Below are 16,450 nucleotides of genomic sequence, written 5' to 3' on the forward strand. Positions count from 1 at the left end.
CGGGCGCGGATTCTCACCCGCGCCACGCGCCTACGCGTGCCCCTCCAGAAACCGCGTCGGTGCGTAGTTCGCCCAACCCGTGTCCGGCCAGTTGAACCACCCGGACGACGCCAATGTTCCACCGTCGGGATGAAGTGTTGTCCCGGTGATGAAGGTGGAGAGTCCGGAAGCAAGAAAGACGACGCTGTTCGAGACATCGGAGACATGCCCGACTCGTCCCATCGGTATGGCCACCCGAGCCCCCACCGGGGTTGCCATCGAATGGTCCCCACTGCCGAATCGGGCAAGATTTGGCGTCGGGACGAAGTCCGGTGCAACGTTGTTCACGCGAATCCGGTCCGGGGCAAGTTCGACGGCCAGTGTCCGCGAAAACTGCTCGACGGCAGCCTTTGCCGCAGAGTAGACGGCAAAACCGGGCGCCGCGCGATGCGCTTCGATGGTTGTCACGTTGACGATGCTGCCGCCTCTGCCACCGCTTTTCATCATCGGCACCGCGAGGGAGCACGCGTGTAGGACGTGATGGAAGTTCGTGCGCAAAAGCGCGTCCCACCCTTTCGGTGTCGATTCCGCAAATGGTGTTCGGAAGGTGCCACCGACAACGTTGACCAGGATGTCGAGCCTGCCCCACCGCTCGTGAGCAGCCTCGAACAACAAGTTCAACTCGTCCGGATCACGCGCGTCACCGTGATGTACGACGGCGTCGCATCCGCCCTCCGCCAACTCACGACGCAGACGCTCGACAGCCTCTGCATCGATGTCGACGACGGCAAGCCGCACTCCGTTCGCGGCAAGATCAGCGGCAATCGCACTGCCGAGCCCACCGGCGCCGCCGGTGATGACGGCTACGCATCCGTCGAACCCGGCCCGATCTTCGAACCATCGTGTGCTCATGACAGGTACGTGGACCCGAACGCTTCGAGGAATTCGACGGTGGCGGCCAAACCGTCGATGGGACCGGAAACCACCACTGCGGTGACGCCTGATTTTTCGAGGTCGGAGAATACTTCGCGGTGCCGGTCAGATTCGACTGTCGGGGTGTGTATCCCGTCGCCGTGATAGGAGTACACAACGTCGATGGGCTCGGCGCGTCCGGCGGCGAGCGCCGCATTTCGCAGTTCGGTGATGTGGCCGCCGATCTGATCAACCGATCCGAGCGTGGGTGTTCGCGCGGTAGCGCTCAACTCTGCCCCACCGGACATCGGCATCCAGCCCTGTGCGCGCTCGGCTACTCGGCGACGAGTCAGCTTGGAGTTGCCGCCAATCCAGATGGGGATCGGATTCTGGATCGGCCTCGGCCGGGCGATGACGTCGAGGGCACTGAAGTGCTTGCCTCGATACGTGAACGGTTCACCGCTCCAATGCAGCGGAAGCACATCGAGCGCCTCGTCGAAGAGTTCGTTGCGCTCGTCGAAATCGATTCCGAGAGCATGGAACTCGCTCTTCTGATATCCCGTTCCGAGCCCGAGCGTGAGGCGGCCACCCGACAGTTTGTCGAGGGTCGACGCGGATTTTGCCAGCAGGAAGGGGTTTCGGTACGGCGCCACCGCCATACGTGAGCAACCGCAACCGTTCGGTTGCGGCGGCGACGTAGCCGAGCGCAACAAATGGATCGAGCGTCTGGTGCCCGCCGGAGGCCAGCCATTTTGCGCCGGGTATCGGGTGTTCGCTGAGAGACAGCGTGTCGAATCCCGCCAGCTCAGCGGCAACGGCCACGTCCCGCAACGGCCCTGGATCGAGGACGTCTCCGTCCAGACCGCTTATTTCCGGGTAGTGGTAGATGAATCGCATTGTCACCGAGTGCGCCCTCTCTGGCAGATACTCTTCCAGAGATGAGAATAGCGATTACATATTTGAAAGTCACGCTCTCATTTATTTGTCGGCAGGCTTTGCCAACTCCTGGAACAACTTCTCCGTCATCTGCTGTGCCCGATCATTGCCGTCGGCATCAGCGACGAAGACCGCAAAGGCCAGGTCACCACGTGATCCGAAGAACCAGCGATCGTCACCACTTGCCGCACCGGCAGCGATCAGATCCGGGTATCCGACCAAGCCGCCCGCGCCGCGCATGGAATCACGGAGTCGGTTGGTCACGTCCTCCGGCAGCGCTGACGCCGCGGTATCGGCGGTCGCGGGCTGACCGAACACCATCATCGGCGTCGGCGCACTGCCGCGGGCAATGGACGCCGCGAGCATAGCCATACCGAATGGCGTGACCTGAGGTTCACCGGCACCGGAGGATGTCCGATTAGCCACGATATTGTTCACCGACTCGTTTCCGCCGGAACCATCCGACGCAAACGTGGCCGTCTGCTGCTCGAGGCTGGGGATGTGGAATCCGTTGCCCAGACCGAGTTGCCGCGCCGTGTCGGCCAGCTGTTCGCCGGACACGGCACGCGGCTCGACGCCGTTCTGCATCGACGAAGCCAACCGCACGAGGTCCAGCGCGCCGCCTGCCGGACGAAGCCCGGTGAAGGCGATCGGCCCCTGCTCGATGGCCTGATTGTTCTGTGCAGCAGCAAGAATCGCGCCGTCCGAGGGTCGGATCGCGACTATCGCCGCGGGCGTTCCGGCACTCACCACAGCTTCGATTGCCGCGAGTTGTGTGTGCGAGTCCATGGTCGCGGCAACGTCGGGTCCTGAAGGTCCCTGGAAACCGGCTTGTTTGACTGCTGCTCCGTTTTGGTCGACAAGATTGACCGCCCAACCTGCGGTGGCGTCGCGGTTTGCCTGCCACGCGGTACGCAACGGGTCCAGGAGCGGCGAATTGATCCGGCGATCCGACGCAATGAGCTTGGGCGTCTTCACGACAACAACTCCGGGAATGGCGAAGTCGCTTTCGAGGTACAGATAGTCGGGGTCGCGCAGGAGAACTGCTGTAATCGACTGCCCCGGGTGCGCCGCGAGATCAGCGAGCATCGATTCGCTGGTCACCAGCGGAGCGACGGGTTCGATGACTTTCGCGAGCCGGCGCGTCGAGTCGACTGGATCGGGCATGGATGCCGGGTCGAGAGTGATGGCATTGATGGTCTGCTCGTTCATGAGCAGAGTCCCGCCTGCATCGACCACCTTGGGCGGGGCGGCGTCGGTCCGGGTGTAGTCGACGGTGCGTCCGCTGCCGAGGCCGGGGACGATGACTGACGGATCCCAGGACACTCGCCAACCGACGGAGAGGTCTCGGACCTCACCTTGTGACTGGTATGTCCAGTCCTTGCCTTCGCCGAAGTTCCAGGCCGCGTCGAGAGTGAAGAATCCGGAGTCACTACCGAGGTCGATGACCTGGGCGACGTCGAAGTCGGTGGAACGTGCTTCCAATCCGTCGAACATCTGCGAGATGGATGCGCGTGCGGCATTGGGGTACGACGTGAGGTTTGCGGCCGCGTCCACGTCGTGATTGTTGAGTGCGGTGACAAAGTCTTCGACGACCGTCGCGGCGTCAGTTTCCTCTTCTCCCCCGACGACGCACGACGCGAGTGCCACTGTCATGACAACAGCAGCTATCGAAGCAATGACGTATTTTCCACGGCTGCTTTTCTGTGCTCCGGGCCCCATTGGTGCAACTCTTCACTTCTGTCACAGCCGTAACAAGCACGGGATGCCTACGAACGTGTCACGGTTGAGCCACGGCGGTGTCATCGAACTGCAATCGAAAACAGGTTTCACCGCAGAAAAGTGCCCGCGACCTGCACTGCAGGAGCGGAGCTGTCTGCCCCGGCGATAAAAACCACAAACGCCAGATCTCCCTTGATTCCGACAAACCATCCATGCGCTGGACCGCCGTCAACTTCGGCTGTTCCGGTCTTGCCCAGCAGTCCGTCGATATCTGCGAGAGTCGTCGCAGTACCACCGGTGACGGTCTCACGCATCATGGTCCGCAACTGTTCGGTCACCACCGCGGGAGTGGGCGCCGCGGTCTGATCGGCAACCCCTGGCTGCCCTTTCACGAGCATCGGGGTCGGCGTTTCACCGTGTGCGATCGACGCCGCGACCAACGCCATCCCGAACGGCGTGGCAGTGACAGTTCCCTGCCCGATCGCCGATTCGACGCGTTCGGCCGGAGTGTTCGCGTCCGGTACGTTTCCGGTCACCGTCGTCAGGCCGGGAGTGACGTAGTCGACGCCCAATCCGAATTGCAGTCCCGCATTGTGCAGTGCGTCCGCAGGCAGACCAACGGCTAGGCGCGCCATCGTCGTGTTGCACGAATGCGCGAATGCGGTGTGCAGGGGCACCGAGCCGAGATCGAATTCGTCGTCGTTGGGGATCTGTCGTCCCTCGACGTTCTCGGTGCCAGGACACGGCAGAATTGTGTCGGGGGTCGCCACCCCGGCTTGCAGTGCCGCCGACGTTGTCACGGTTTTGAATGTCGAACCGGGCGGATACAGACCTGTGAGCGCGATCGGCCCCTGAGCATCGGCGGCCGAGTTCTGGGCCACGGCCAGAACAGCGCCGGACGACGGTTGCAGCGCCACGATCACCGCAGGCTGTGTCACCCCGGCGAGTGCGTTCTCCGCGCCCAGTTGAAGGTTGCGGTCGATTGTTGTCGCGATATTCGGCGCAACCGGGCCGTCCTGTCCGGCGATAGTGGTCGCCGACCCGTTCTCCTTCACCATCTGCACCGCCCAGCCGGCGGATTTGTCCTGCCCTTCCTGCCACAGGTCGCTCAGTCCGGTGAAGGTCGGCGAGGTCAAAGCCTTGTCGACGGACAGCAACCGGGCCTGTGGCGCAAGCGTCACTCCGGGCAGGGAAGCCAACCGATCTTCAATGGGCGCAAGATCTTCCGCACGAAGCGTGATGGCAGTGATCGGTTTTCCGGCAGCCGCGGCGAGGTCACTGCGTAACGAATCCGCCGTGATTGTCGGGGCAATCGGGGAGATGAGCGCCGCCACGGCAGCGGCATCAACTGTGGGCTCGAGATTGACCAGTGTCACCACCTGTTGCTCCATGACGGGCTGCCCGGCCGAATCGAGAACCGACGGCGGTGCACCGGTAGTGGGTGTGTACCGCAGGGTGGTCGACGCCCTCAGATCCGGTGCGAGCAATGCCGGATCCCACTCGATCAACCACTGATCACCACTGGCCGATGCGTTCCCGTGTGTCGAGTACGTCCAGTCCTGGCCTTCTCCGAAGTTCCAGGCCGCATCGAGAGTGAAGGTGCCGGCGTCATCGCCGGATTGTTCGGCTTCGGAAACCGTGAACGTTCCCTCGTCCTTCCCCAGTCCGTCGATCATGGCGGTGATCGCGGTGGAAGCCGCCGCGGGATCGGTAGTGAGGTTTGCCGCCGCCGACACATCGTCGTCGGTGAGGGCAGTTGCGAACTGCTCAGCCACTGATCGCGGCTGGTCAGGGCCACTACTGCACGCGACGATACTGCTCGCGGCGGCTACTCCCATCACCGTGAACACGGTGATTCTTCGGATCAACGGGTGGCGAATATCAACTCTCGATGGGCGCACCTTCTCGATCATGCCCGAAATTGTGGCGAACGCCGGAATATCGGTGTAATCATGTAATCAGAGCAATAAATGCTCCCGACGACTTTCAGGAGAACGTCATGAAGAACTCACACGGCCCCGGCGAGCGCGGATTCGGACGCCCCGGAGGTTGGCAACAAGCATCGGTTCCCGACGCGGGTGATGCAGGCGACTGGTTTGCCGGCAGGCTCCCCGACACCTGGTTCACCGGCCCGGCCGACGTCCAGGTGGACCGCGAGGAGATCGTTGTCATCGGGGAACTACCACCCGTCGAGGGTGGGTCTGCGGCAGCGGAAGGTCGTATCTCACGCTTCCGTGAAACCACGCGCGCCGATCGCATGCGCATCGCCGACGAGGCCGAGGCCCGATACGGCCGGAAGGTGGCATGGGGGGTGAAACTCGACGAAAAGACGGTCCTGTTCACACATCTCGCGGTGCCGGTGATGACGCGATTGCGTCAACCCGAGCGCAAGGTACTCGACACGTTGGTGGATGCGGGTGTTGCCAGGTCGCGGGCCGACGCACTCAAGTGGACTGTCCGCCTGGCCGGTCAGCACAGCGAACAGTGGCTCGCGGAACTGCGGGACGCGATGAAGAAGGTCGACGATCTGAGGACGGAGGGACCGAAGATCTGACGATGCACATCACACGTTAATTCGATTGCCTATGTCAACGGTCATCGAGTAGCGTCGACGTCGAATCATCCCCGACGAACAGGAAACGGGCCGTTGCTCATCTAGAGGTTCATTACGCGAAGGCATCCACACCCATCAGTTGCGGCTGAGCCGGGTGGTCCCCGCACCCTCTGGAGTTCACATGACCCACTCTCATTCCTCTCTGTCTCTGTCCGACCTCACGTTCACCTGGCCCGACGGCGAGCCTGTCTTCTCCGGTCTGAGCTTTGTGTTCCCCAGCGGCCGAATCGGTCTGGTGGGATTGAACGGATCCGGGAAGTCCACGCTGTTGCGCCTGATCGCCGGTCGATTGACACCCGATGCCGGTTCCGTCCACGCTTCCGGCGAGATCGGCTATCTGCGCCAGGACATCACCCTCGACCCGAATGTTCGAGTCGACGACATCCTGGAGATCGGCGATCTACGTATTGCCTTGCACCGCATAGAATCCGGTGAGGGCACAGAGAAAGACTTCGCTGTGGCCGAAGGCAACTGGGACATCGAGGAACGTGCGATTTCGACGCTGCACCGCCTTGGGCTCGAACGCGTTGTACCCGACATCGAAGCCTTGGGACGCACCGTCGGCACACTGTCCGGCGGCGAGACGGTGCTCCTCGGCCTCACCGCGACCCTGTTGAAAAATCCGCAGGTACTGCTACTGGACGAACCGACCAACAATCTGGACCGGATGGCACGCGCCCGGGTTCATGCCGCTGTCCAACAGTTCCCCGGCACCGTCGTGGTGGTGAGCCACGACCGGGAGTTGTTGAACAGCATGGAATCCACCGTGGAACTGCGTCGCGGAAATCTTCGGACATTCGGCGGCAACTACTCGCTGTACCAGGAGGCGACAACGGCGGAACAGGAAAACGCCTTGGCTGCGGTTCGCGACGCCAAAACCGATCTGGCAAAGCAGAACCGCGAATTGATCGAGGCGCGAACCAAACTGGATCGGCGCAAGCGATACGGCCAGAAGATTCAAGACGAGAAGCGGCTACCGCCGATCCTGGCGCAGACCCGCAAGCGAAAAGCCGAAGTTTCAGCGGGAAAACTGTCGGTCAACCATATCGGCAAGGTCGACGACGCGAAGTCCGCTCTTGCCGATGCGGAGAAGCTGCTTCGCGACGATCGCGAAATACGATTGGATCTTCCTGATACACAGGTACATCCGGGCCAGCAGGTAGTGACGCTCGAGGATGTCGTGCTGCGCAGCGGCCAGATTGTGTCGCTGCATGTCACCGGTCCCGAACGGATCGCGATTGTGGGGCCCAACGGAATTGGGAAGACAACCCTTCTCGACGCCCTGGTGGAGAAAAAGCCATTTGTTCCCTGCCGCGCACTGCGTCAGCGGTTAGACGTGTTCGACGAAAATCTGTCGGTTGCGGACAACGTTGCACTGGCGGCGCCACACGCAACCAGCGAGGAAATTCGTGGCCAACTGGCTCGATTCCTTTTTCGTGGAACAGATTCCGACGTGACAGCCTCCGCCCTGTCCGGCGGCGAACGTCTCCGGGCAGCGCTGGCGACCATCCTCCTCGCGCAGCCCGCACCCAAACTCCTGATCCTGGACGAGCCGACCAACAATCTGGATCTCCCCAGCCTTGCCCATCTCACGCAAGCGCTTCACGATTTCCGGGGTGCACTCGTTGTTGTCAGTCACGATCTGCCGTTTCTGCGGGAGATCAACATCACCCGATGGATCAGGATGGACGAGAACGGAATTCAGGAAATCGATCCCGAATGGCAATGACGCCATTCACACGTCCATAATGGATCGGTGATGCAGGACGCGAGAAACCCCGTTGACGGTACCCGGATCGCGTATCAGGTTGTGGGGACGGGCATCCCCCTGCTGATGGTTCACGGCAGTGCTCTGTCACATTCGATCTGGCGCGGCTTCGGTTATGTCAAAGCCCTGCAGGATCGGTACCGGATGATCCTGGTCGACATGCGCGGGCACGGTCGCAGCGAGAAGCCGCACACGCCCGATTCGTACGCGATGGATCTGGTGGTCGGCGATCTCCTCGAGATCCTCGACACCGAGTCGCCGTTCGAACCCGCCCACGTCCTGGGGTATTCGTTCGGCGGGCGCGCCACACTGTCGTTGGCAATCGAGCACTCCGAACGGGTGCGGTCGTTGACCGTCGGCGGTGGGAGCAGCCGGCCCATGACAGGCGCGTTCGACGCACTGTTCTTCCCAGGCTGCGTCGACGCCCTCGAGCACGGTGGGATCGAAGGCTTTCTCGACGGATGGGGCGCTAGGCGCGGCAGGCCGGTTGATCCGCAGACTGCGGCGGCGTTTCGTCGGAACGATCCGCTCGCTCTCGCCGCGTACATGCGACGGTCCGACGTCGAACCAGGTATCGACGACACCGTGCTTCGCGAGATGATCACTCCGACATTGATGTTCGTCGGGTCCAAAGACCGGGAGCGGCGGCCCGATACCGAGCACGCCGCATCCCTGATTCCGGATTGTTCGTTGACTGTCATCGACGGCACCGACCACGCCAGCGCCGTCGTGGCCTCTGACGCCGTTCTAGCGTCGTTGATTCCGTTTCTGCGCCGGCACTAGCCGAGCAGTCCCTTCGCGATGTGCGTTACCTGGATTTCGTTGCTGCCGGCGTAGATCATGAGCGACTTCGCGTCGCGAGCCAACTGCTCGACGCGATACTCGGCCATGTAGCCGTTTCCGCCGAACAACTGGACGGCCTCCATGGCAACTTCGGTTGCCGCGCGCGAGGAGTACAGCTTCATCGCCGACGCCTCCGCCAGGGTCACCTTGTCGCCTGCTGCGGTTCGCTCGATCGCGTTGAAGACCATGTTCTGCACATTGATTCGAGCCACTTCCATCTCGGCGAGCTTGAGTTGGATGAGCTGGAACTGTCCGATTTCGCGGCCCCACAGTTTGCGGGACTTCGCGTAGTCGATGCAGAGCCGGTGGCATTCGTTGATGATTCCGAGGGACAGGGATGCGATGCCGATGCGTTCGGCGGCAAAGCTTTCCTTGGCACTGGACTTTCCGTCGGATTTTCCGCTGTCTTCCGTTTCGCCGAGCAGGCGGTCCTTGGTGATGCGGACGTTGTCGAAGAACAGCTCGCCGGTGGGTGAGGAGTTCATGCCCATCTTCTTGAAGGGCGGGCTCTGGGTGAACCCTTCCATGCCCTTGTCGAGGATGAACGCGAGCACCTTACGGTCGCGGCGGTCGACGGAGGCGTCACCTTCGTCGAGTTTGGCGTAGACGATGGTGACGTCGGCGTACGGTCCGTTGGTGATGAACGTCTTGTTGCCGTTGAGGATGTAGTCGTCGCCATCGCGGCGAACGTAGGATTTCATGCCGCCGAAAGCGTCGGATCCCGAGTCGGGTTCGGTGATCGCCCAGGCGCCGACGGTCTCGAAGGTGACCAGTCCGGGCAGCCAACGTTCCTTCTGAGCGAGGGTGCCGCGGCTGCGGATCGTTCCGGCCGCGAGCCCGAGGCTGACGCCAAGCGACGCGACCAGGCCGAGGCTTACGCCGGCCAGTTCACTGTTGAGCACGACGCCCATGCTCCCGGCCCCGCTGAAGGCGCTGCCCTTCTCACCGTCACCGGCTGGTGCGTCTCCGCGCTCACGGGCAAATGATTTCTCGAGGCCCTCGCGTGCCATGTCGGCCAAACCGAATGTCGAGTACAGCTTGCGGATGATGTCGAAGGGCGGGAGCGCTCCGCTTTCGAGTTCGTCGACGTGAGGCCGCACCTCCTTGTCGATAAAGCCCCGCAAGGCGTCGCGGAACATCAGGTCGGTGTCGGACCACTCGTACATGTGCGTGCACTCCACTCGCTGAACGGTTGGCTGCCGGAAAAGCAGCCTCACTCCGAATATAGAACACGTTCCAATTGGTGGGGTAGAACTGAGTGGATGAAACTCAGCCGATCAGTCCCATCCGCTGCGATAGCCACTCCAATTCCTGCTTCATGGCGGCCGACCACACGACAAAACTGTGGGCTCCGGGCAGTTCCAGATACTTGACGTTCATTCCCGCCGCCTTGGCCGCGTCGTAGATCTTCTGCTGCCCGGATTTGAAGTCGTTGTCGTCGGTTCCGACCACCACGATGCCGGCAGAATCGGGGAACTTCCGGTTCGCCATGATGTCCATCGGATTGACCTTCTCGAACGCGGCCTCGTTGCCGCCGAAGATCTGATCGACTGTCCTTTGCCGATCGCCGAGCGACGGCTCGACCTGCCCGGAGAAGTCCAGGAACGTCGGGTAGATTTCCGGGAAATTGGTCGCCATCTGGAGCGAGCATGTCCCGCCGTACGAGAGTCCGCCGATGGCCCAGGCTTTGGGATCGGTATCGACCTGGAATGCCGAGGTGACTGCCGCGGGCAGATCCTTGGCGAGATACGTCGCCACATTTCCTGCCGGCGAGTCGGTGCACAAAGGATTGGCGAACTGCGTCCCGGTGGCGTCCGCCATCACGACGATCGGCGACAGCCCGGAATGCTCGCGGGCGAAGGATTCCATTGTGGCGGCGATCTTCCCGCCTTGCAGCCAGTCCTGCGGGCTTCCGGGTTGCCCGGCCATCAGGACCAGAACCGGAAGCAGCGGACGAGGATTCGTGAAGTACGACGGTGGCAGATACACCTCGGCATCGCGCGCGGTGAATCCCGAAATCGCGCCGGGGACAGGCAGAGTCGTCACCCGGCCACGATTCGGCATGTCTTCCGGGGCTTTCCAGACCGAATCCGTGGGATCACCGCTGATAACAGGATCGGTCGGACCGGGTACGTCCGCGAGCTCGATCCGGTCGAAATCGTCGTGGCCCAACACAATTCCCACGGTCGGATATGCGGAGAACTCGAGGTTGATCTGTACCGCGGCCGTAAGCACCATCAGCAGCGCTGCCACCACGGACAGCACTGCGCTAGCGATACTGCCCCCGGCCTTGATGCGCGGGCCGAGAAGCAACAGCCCGTACACGGCAAAACCGATCCACACGTAGATCGACATCGCAATCGGATCGGGGAAAGGCACGATCACCTTCTCCACCAGAATCCACGCCGCCACCATGATCACCAGCGCCGCAACACCGCACACCGAGATCGCGTAGCGGTAGAACCACCGAGGCTTCCCGCTGAGCAACCACACTCCGCCGAGTACGCCCAGAATCGTCAGGACCACAGGCACGGGTCCAGAGATCACACTCGTCCGGTAGAGCCAGTCCACGTGTCGCCTCTCGTAATGCCGCTACGCCTGTCCGTCGAAAGCCTAGAGCCGTAATCGAGGGTTCGCCACGATCGAGGGGTTCTCGGGTACGGCTAGTACCCTGAAGCAGGTGACTTTCATCAAGATCTGTGGCCTCCGCGACGCCGATACCGTCGACCTCGCCGTCCGACTCGGCGTCGATGCCATTGGTTTTGTCTTTGCCGAGAGCGTCCGCAAAGTCGACACCGAGCTTGCCGCCGACCTCATTGCCCGAGTTCCCGACACCATCAGAGCTGTCGGCGTGTTTCTCGGTAACCCGCTCGACCAGATCCTCGAGATCGCCAAGTCCACGCGGCTGAAGTATGTCCAGGTCCATGATCTCGAGTCATCCGAGCAGGTGAAGCAACTACACGACGCGGGTCTCACGGTGATTCGTGCCGTCGTCTCCGGCCGGGTTCGCGACGGCTACAGCCTCGACCTGGGCGAGGACGAACTCCTCATCGACGGAGCCGACGCCGGTTCCGGAGTGGCCTGGGATTGGGCGCAGCAGCAGTCCAGGCCCGCCGGCCAGTGGATTCTGGCCGGCGGTCTCGGCCCCGACAACGTCCGTGCCGCGCTGGACGCCACTGGAGCCTGGGGTGTCGACGTGTCCAGTGGCGTCGAGTCCTCGCGCGGGGTCAAAGACCACGCGTTGATCGAGAGATTCGTAGCAGCCGCGCGGGCCTAGATCGGAGCTGTCGATCTGTCGGCCGCAGCCCACGCACCGAGCACGGTCCGCACTCCGGTTACCAACGGAAGTGGCTGATCGATCATCACATGGTGGCCGGCCTCGGGAATCTCCGCGACGATGGATTCCGGTCCCAACAGGATTCGGATGTCGGCCATCAGTTCCTCGGAGACAATTCCGTTCTCCGCTCGGAAATATGCTGTGCGGCAACGTGGACGGTGATCGGTGACGTTGCCCGTACCCTCGCGCACAAACACTCTCGGATCGAACTTCCACGACCAACCACCGTCGACGGCTTCCATCGAGGTCTCGGCAACGTGGTCTCGAATGCACGGTAATCCGGTGTCCTGTGCCGGAACAAAGCGGAAGCGCGCCTTCGCGTCCTCACGAGTCGGATAAACCTTCTTCGGACCGAAGGCGTTTTCTTTTCGGCTGGCTTCTTCTTCCGGGGTCAATGCCCGCACCGGCGAATCGATGATGACGACACCACCCAGTTCGTCGCCGTTCAGGTCCGCGGCCACGAACGAGATGATCCCGCCCATGCTGTGCCCAACAAGGATCGGCTTTCCCTCGATCCCGCCGGCTCGCGCAGCCTCGACGATCTCGCGCGCCCACATCGCCAGTCCGTAACTCTCCCGGGTGCCGCTGTCTCCGTGCCCGGTCAGGTCGAGTGCGACAACTCTGCGATCGGCAGCCAGCTGCGGGCCGATGTGATCCCACCACCGACTGTGGGCGGCGCCGCCGTGAACCAGCACGATTCCCGGCCCGACGGGCCCCCAGGCGCGGAATCGTACGGCTACACCCTCGACATCAACCGAGCCTGTTTCGGCGGGCGTCGACAACGCCTTCGTGAACCACTCCGGCGCCTGCTGCGCCTCTTCGACGCTCGTGTTGCTCATTTCCTGAACATAACCCACCCGTCTCGATCCCTTCGGAGCCCTTCCCCTGTAACCACAACATCGCCTATATTGAATCCGGCCTCAAGTTCAATTGTTCAACCGAGAGGGACACATGCCGAACCGCCAAGTACGCCTCGCCGCCCGACCGACGGGACTCCCCGACGCTTCCACCTGGGAATACGTCGATTCCGACATCCCCGTTGCCGGGCCGGGCGAGTTTGTCGTCAAGGTCGAATACCTCTCGCTCGACCCCGCTATGCGTGGTTGGCTCAACGACGTCAAGTCGTACGTTCCGCCGGTGAAACTCGGTTCCGTCATGCGCGCTCACGGCGTCGGCCACGTCACGCAAACTCAGCATCCCGAGTTCAAGGTCGGAGATGTTGTCGCCGGAGCTTTCGGCGCAGCCGAGTACGGGCTCTCCGACGGTACCGACGTCACGCGGGTCGACGAATCGATCGCACCCATGCCCACTTGGCTCGGCGCACTCGGATTCCCGGGTGTGACAGCCTATTTCGGCCTCCTCGAGGTCGGAAAGCTGAAAGACGGCGACACCGTGGTCGTTTCCGGCGCCGCTGGTGCCGTTGGCAGTCTCGTCGGCCAGATAGCAAAGATCCACGGCTGCAAGGTGATCGGCATCGCCGGTGGCCCCGAGAAGTGCGCCTGGCTCACCGACGAACTCGGATTCGACGTCTCGATCGACTACAAGAACGAATCCGTCTACAAGGCCCTACGCGCTGCGGCGCCCGACGGAATCGACGTGTACTTCGACAACGTCGGCGGTGAAATCCTCGACGCCGCACTCTCCCGCCTGCGTCTGGGCGCTCGCGTTGTCATCTGCGGCGCCATTGCCGGCTACAACGCCACCGAGCCGCAGCCGGGCCCGTCGCACTATCTGTCGCTTCTCGTAAACCGGGCAACCATGGCCGGATTCGTGGTTTTCGATTATCTCGATCGGTACTCCGAAGCCCAGGAACAGATCGGGAAGTGGATCAAGAGCGGTCAGTTGACGGCTCGCGAACACATCGTCGACGGTGGCATCGATGCGTTTGGTGACAGCCTCAATCTCCTCTTCGCAGGGGCTAACACGGGAAAGCTGGTTCTGCGGGTGTAGCCGAATCCTCCCCCAGGCGCGGCGGCGCGGTGCGGTAGGTGGCCGGAGTGGCGCTGAGCCGAATCGGATTGGCCACCTGCCGGATCGGTGCCGCACGGCGCGGATCATCGATAGTGGCAACCGGATCGAGGTTCAGGCGTTCGGCCAGCGCCATCGCGTCGGCAATGTTGTTGAGTGGACCGCACGGAACACCGCGCGCCGTCAATCTCTCGAACCAGTAGTCGGCGGTGTGAGACGCCAACGCGAGTGTCAACGCGTCGAACAGTTCCTCGCGATGCGCAACCCGCTCACGGTTGGTCATAAAACGTGCGTCGGTCGCCAGTGAAGGCCTTCCCAGAACGTCTACCAGAGAAGCGAATTGACGATCGTTTCCCACCGCCAAGACGAGCTGCCGATCAGCCGTGTCGAACAGTGCGTAGGGCGCGATACTGGGGTGACGGTTACCCATCGCCTGCGGAACCACCCCGGCAGCGACGTAGCCGGACGACTGATTGACCAGTGCCGACAGCAAGGAGGACAACAGATTGACCTCGACGTGTTGACCTTCACCCGTCCGGTCCCGATGACGCAGCGCGGCAAGGATTCCGACACTGGCATGCAGTCCGGTGATGACGTCCACCACCGCAACACCGACCTTGGTAGGCGAGCGCGGGTCCGGCCCGGTGATGCTCATCAACCCGCCGACGGCCTGAATCAACAAATCGTATCCCGGTAGTGAGTTGTTTCCACCGAATCCGCTGATCGAGCAGTACACGATCGACGGATTCATCTCTCGCGCAGCGTCGTAACCCAATCCGAGCCGGTCCATGGTCCCGGGAAGGAAGTTCTGCACCACAACATCCGCCGTGCGCACCAGGTCCTGTGCAACTTCCAGGTCCTGAGCGTCGCGCAAGTCCAAGGTTACCGACTTCTTGTTGCGGTTCACGGAGAGAAAGTAACTCGACTCCTCACCCACCCACGGTGGACCCCAACTGCGGGTGTCGTCACCAACACCGGGACGCTCGATCTTGATCACCTCGGCGCCGAGATCCGCCAGGATCATGGTGGCGTACGGTCCGGCGAGTACCCGGCCGAAGTCGGCGATCACCAGTCCGTCCAGTGCGCCAGGCGTTGTCACCGGAATGCTTCCTCACCCGTCAGTGCCCGGCCGATCACCAACTGGTGAACCTCGGAGGTGCCTTCGTACGTGAGCACGGATTCGAGATTGTTGGCGTGACGGATGACCGGATACTCCAAGGTGATGCCGTTGGCGCCCAGGATCGTTCGGCACTGTCGGGCAATCTTGATGGCTTCACGCACGTTGTTCAGTTTGCCGGTACTGACCTGCTCGGGACGTACTGTGCCGGCATCCTTGAGGCGTCCGAGATGAATCGCGAGCAACTGCCCCTTACCCAATTCGACTGCCATGTCGGCGATCTTGGCCTGCGTGAGCTGGTAAGCCGCCAGTGACTTGTCGAAAACCTGTCGATCGCGGGCGTAGGCAATTGCAGTTTCGAGGCAGTCGCGGGCAGCGCCCATCGCGCCGAAGATGATGCCGAACCTGGCCTCGTTGAGGCACCCGAGCGGCCCGGACAGTCCGCGGGCCTTGGGCAGCATCGCAGACGCGGGCAGTCGTACATCCTCGAGCACGAGTTCGGAGGTAACGGACGCACGCAGCGACATCTTGTTCTTGATTTCGGGGGCCGAGAACCCGGGAGTGTTTGTCGGAACTACAAATCCGCGCACACCGTCCTCGGTTCGCGCCCAGACCACGGCGACGTCAGCGACGGATCCGTTGGTGATCCACATCTTGGTGCCGTTCAGAATCCAGTCGTCACCGTCGCGCTTGGCGTTGGTGCGCATACCGCCGGGATTGGAACCGAAGTCGGGTTCCGTGAGACCGAAGCAGCCGAGGGCCGTGCCCGCCGCCATCCGCGGAAGCCACTCTTCCTTTTGCTCTTCGCTGCCATTGTGGTGAATCGCGAACATCGCCAGCGAACCCTGAACGGAAACCAGACTGCGGATACCTGAATCGACGGCTTCGAGTTCTTGGCACGCCAGACCGTAGGCGGTTGCACTCGTTCCGGCGCAGCCATATCCCTCGAGGTGCATTCCCAGCACACCCAACGATCCGAGTTCCTGAGCCAACTCGCGCACCGGCAGTGCCGCGTCCTCGAACCACTGACCGATGTTCGGGCGGATACGGCTGTCGACCATCGCGCGCACCGTGTCGCGGATCGCGATTTCCTCGGCGTCGAGCAGCGTGTCGATGGAAAACAGTTCGGACAGGGACTGCGGCGTGTTCACGTTGCCTCCAAGGATGTACGTACGGGATTCATCAGGTATGCGAGAACGATTGTGCAATCGTTTGCATCACCTAGAGTAGGGACCGACCTAGCATCACGTCAAT

At 62.3% G+C, this 16,450-nt stretch carries 14 protein-coding genes and 1 pseudogene; 5 read left to right on the forward strand and 10 right to left on the reverse strand.

What is annotated here, in order from left to right; genetic code table 11:
• Positions 1–30: 30 nt before the first annotated feature.
• From CJ178_RS14780 to CJ178_RS14795, 5 genes and pseudogenes are all read right to left on the reverse strand, one after another.
• On the reverse strand, positions 31–891 hold the full coding sequence (locus tag CJ178_RS14780; protein ID WP_095887021.1) for an SDR family NAD(P)-dependent oxidoreductase: 861 nt from the start codon (positions 889–891) through the stop codon (positions 31–33).
• Positions 888–1,544, reverse strand: a complete 657-nt coding sequence (locus CJ178_RS14785) for a TIGR03619 family F420-dependent LLM class oxidoreductase (protein ID WP_257013170.1) — start codon at positions 1,542–1,544, stop codon at positions 888–890. Before CJ178_RS14785 ends, CJ178_RS14780 begins: the two co-directional genes overlap by 4 nt.
• Before the next feature lie 67 nt (positions 1,545–1,611).
• Positions 1,612–1,788, reverse strand: a pseudogene (locus CJ178_RS33280) (LLM class F420-dependent oxidoreductase); the annotation flags it as partial.
• An 81-nt stretch (positions 1,789–1,869) separates the two neighbouring features.
• A complete protein-coding gene (locus CJ178_RS14790; protein WP_095887022.1) occupies positions 1,870–3,549 on the reverse strand; it encodes an NTF2-like N-terminal transpeptidase domain-containing protein in 1,680 nt (559 codons plus the stop codon).
• A 107-nt stretch (positions 3,550–3,656) separates the two neighbouring features.
• On the reverse strand, positions 3,657–5,462 hold the full coding sequence (locus CJ178_RS14795; protein ID WP_095887023.1) for a penicillin-binding transpeptidase domain-containing protein: 1,806 nt from the start codon (positions 5,460–5,462) through the stop codon (positions 3,657–3,659).
• An 86-nt stretch (positions 5,463–5,548) separates the two neighbouring features.
• Here CJ178_RS14795 and CJ178_RS14800 point away from each other — a divergent pair, with 86 nt between their 5' ends.
• The 3 genes from CJ178_RS14800 to CJ178_RS14810 all read left to right on the forward strand — a co-directional run bounded on the left by CJ178_RS14800 (position 5,549) and on the right by CJ178_RS14810 (position 8,714).
• Positions 5,549–6,103 carry a hypothetical protein gene (locus CJ178_RS14800; RefSeq protein ID WP_033231734.1) on the forward strand — a complete coding sequence of 185 codons (555 nt, stop codon included), beginning with the start codon at positions 5,549–5,551 and terminating at the stop codon, positions 6,101–6,103.
• A gap of 181 nt (positions 6,104–6,284) precedes the next feature.
• Positions 6,285–7,892 carry an ABC-F family ATP-binding cassette domain-containing protein gene (locus tag CJ178_RS14805; protein WP_095887024.1) on the forward strand — a complete coding sequence of 536 codons (1,608 nt, stop codon included), beginning with the start codon at positions 6,285–6,287 and terminating at the stop codon, positions 7,890–7,892.
• Between the two features lie 30 nt (positions 7,893–7,922).
• Positions 7,923–8,714: an alpha/beta fold hydrolase gene (locus CJ178_RS14810; protein ID WP_095887025.1), complete on the forward strand. Its 792-nt coding sequence runs from the start codon at positions 7,923–7,925 to the stop codon at positions 8,712–8,714.
• Here the strand turns inward: CJ178_RS14810 and CJ178_RS14815 are convergent.
• Both CJ178_RS14815 and CJ178_RS14820 read right to left on the reverse strand, forming a co-directional pair.
• Positions 8,711–9,940, reverse strand: a complete 1,230-nt coding sequence (locus CJ178_RS14815) for an acyl-CoA dehydrogenase family protein (protein ID WP_095887026.1) — start codon at positions 9,938–9,940, stop codon at positions 8,711–8,713. The two genes, CJ178_RS14810 and CJ178_RS14815, sit on opposite strands and share 4 nt — an antisense overlap.
• Before the next feature lie 103 nt (positions 9,941–10,043).
• On the reverse strand, positions 10,044–11,345 hold the full coding sequence (locus tag CJ178_RS14820) for an alpha/beta hydrolase (RefSeq protein ID WP_095887027.1): 1,302 nt from the start codon (positions 11,343–11,345) through the stop codon (positions 10,044–10,046).
• 109 nt (positions 11,346–11,454) lie between these two features.
• Here CJ178_RS14820 and CJ178_RS14825 point away from each other — a divergent pair, with 109 nt between their 5' ends.
• A complete protein-coding gene (locus CJ178_RS14825; RefSeq protein ID WP_045064679.1) occupies positions 11,455–12,051 on the forward strand; it encodes a phosphoribosylanthranilate isomerase in 597 nt (198 codons plus the stop codon).
• On the opposite strand, the gene CJ178_RS14830 is transcribed toward CJ178_RS14825, so the two are convergent.
• Positions 12,048–12,950 carry an alpha/beta fold hydrolase gene (locus CJ178_RS14830; RefSeq protein WP_045066682.1) on the reverse strand — a complete coding sequence of 301 codons (903 nt, stop codon included), beginning with the start codon at positions 12,948–12,950 and terminating at the stop codon, positions 12,048–12,050. The two genes, CJ178_RS14825 and CJ178_RS14830, sit on opposite strands and share 4 nt — an antisense overlap.
• Before the next feature lie 112 nt (positions 12,951–13,062).
• Between CJ178_RS14830 and CJ178_RS14835 the strand changes: the two genes are divergently transcribed.
• On the forward strand, positions 13,063–14,061 hold the full coding sequence (locus CJ178_RS14835) for an NADP-dependent oxidoreductase (protein ID WP_095887028.1): 999 nt from the start codon (positions 13,063–13,065) through the stop codon (positions 14,059–14,061).
• On the opposite strand, the gene CJ178_RS14840 is transcribed toward CJ178_RS14835, so the two are convergent.
• On the reverse strand, positions 14,030–15,178 hold the full coding sequence (locus tag CJ178_RS14840; RefSeq protein WP_033231742.1) for a CaiB/BaiF CoA transferase family protein: 1,149 nt from the start codon (positions 15,176–15,178) through the stop codon (positions 14,030–14,032). The genes CJ178_RS14835 and CJ178_RS14840 overlap by 32 nt on opposite strands.
• Positions 15,175–16,347 carry an acyl-CoA dehydrogenase family protein gene (locus CJ178_RS14845; protein ID WP_033231743.1) on the reverse strand — a complete coding sequence of 391 codons (1,173 nt, stop codon included), beginning with the start codon at positions 16,345–16,347 and terminating at the stop codon, positions 15,175–15,177. Before CJ178_RS14845 ends, CJ178_RS14840 begins: the two co-directional genes overlap by 4 nt.
• Between the last annotated feature and the right edge of the window lie 103 nt (positions 16,348–16,450).

This window comes from Rhodococcus sp. ACPA4 (assembly GCF_002300185.1).
Taxonomy (GTDB): domain Bacteria; phylum Actinomycetota; class Actinomycetes; order Mycobacteriales; family Mycobacteriaceae; genus Rhodococcus_F; species Rhodococcus_F globerula.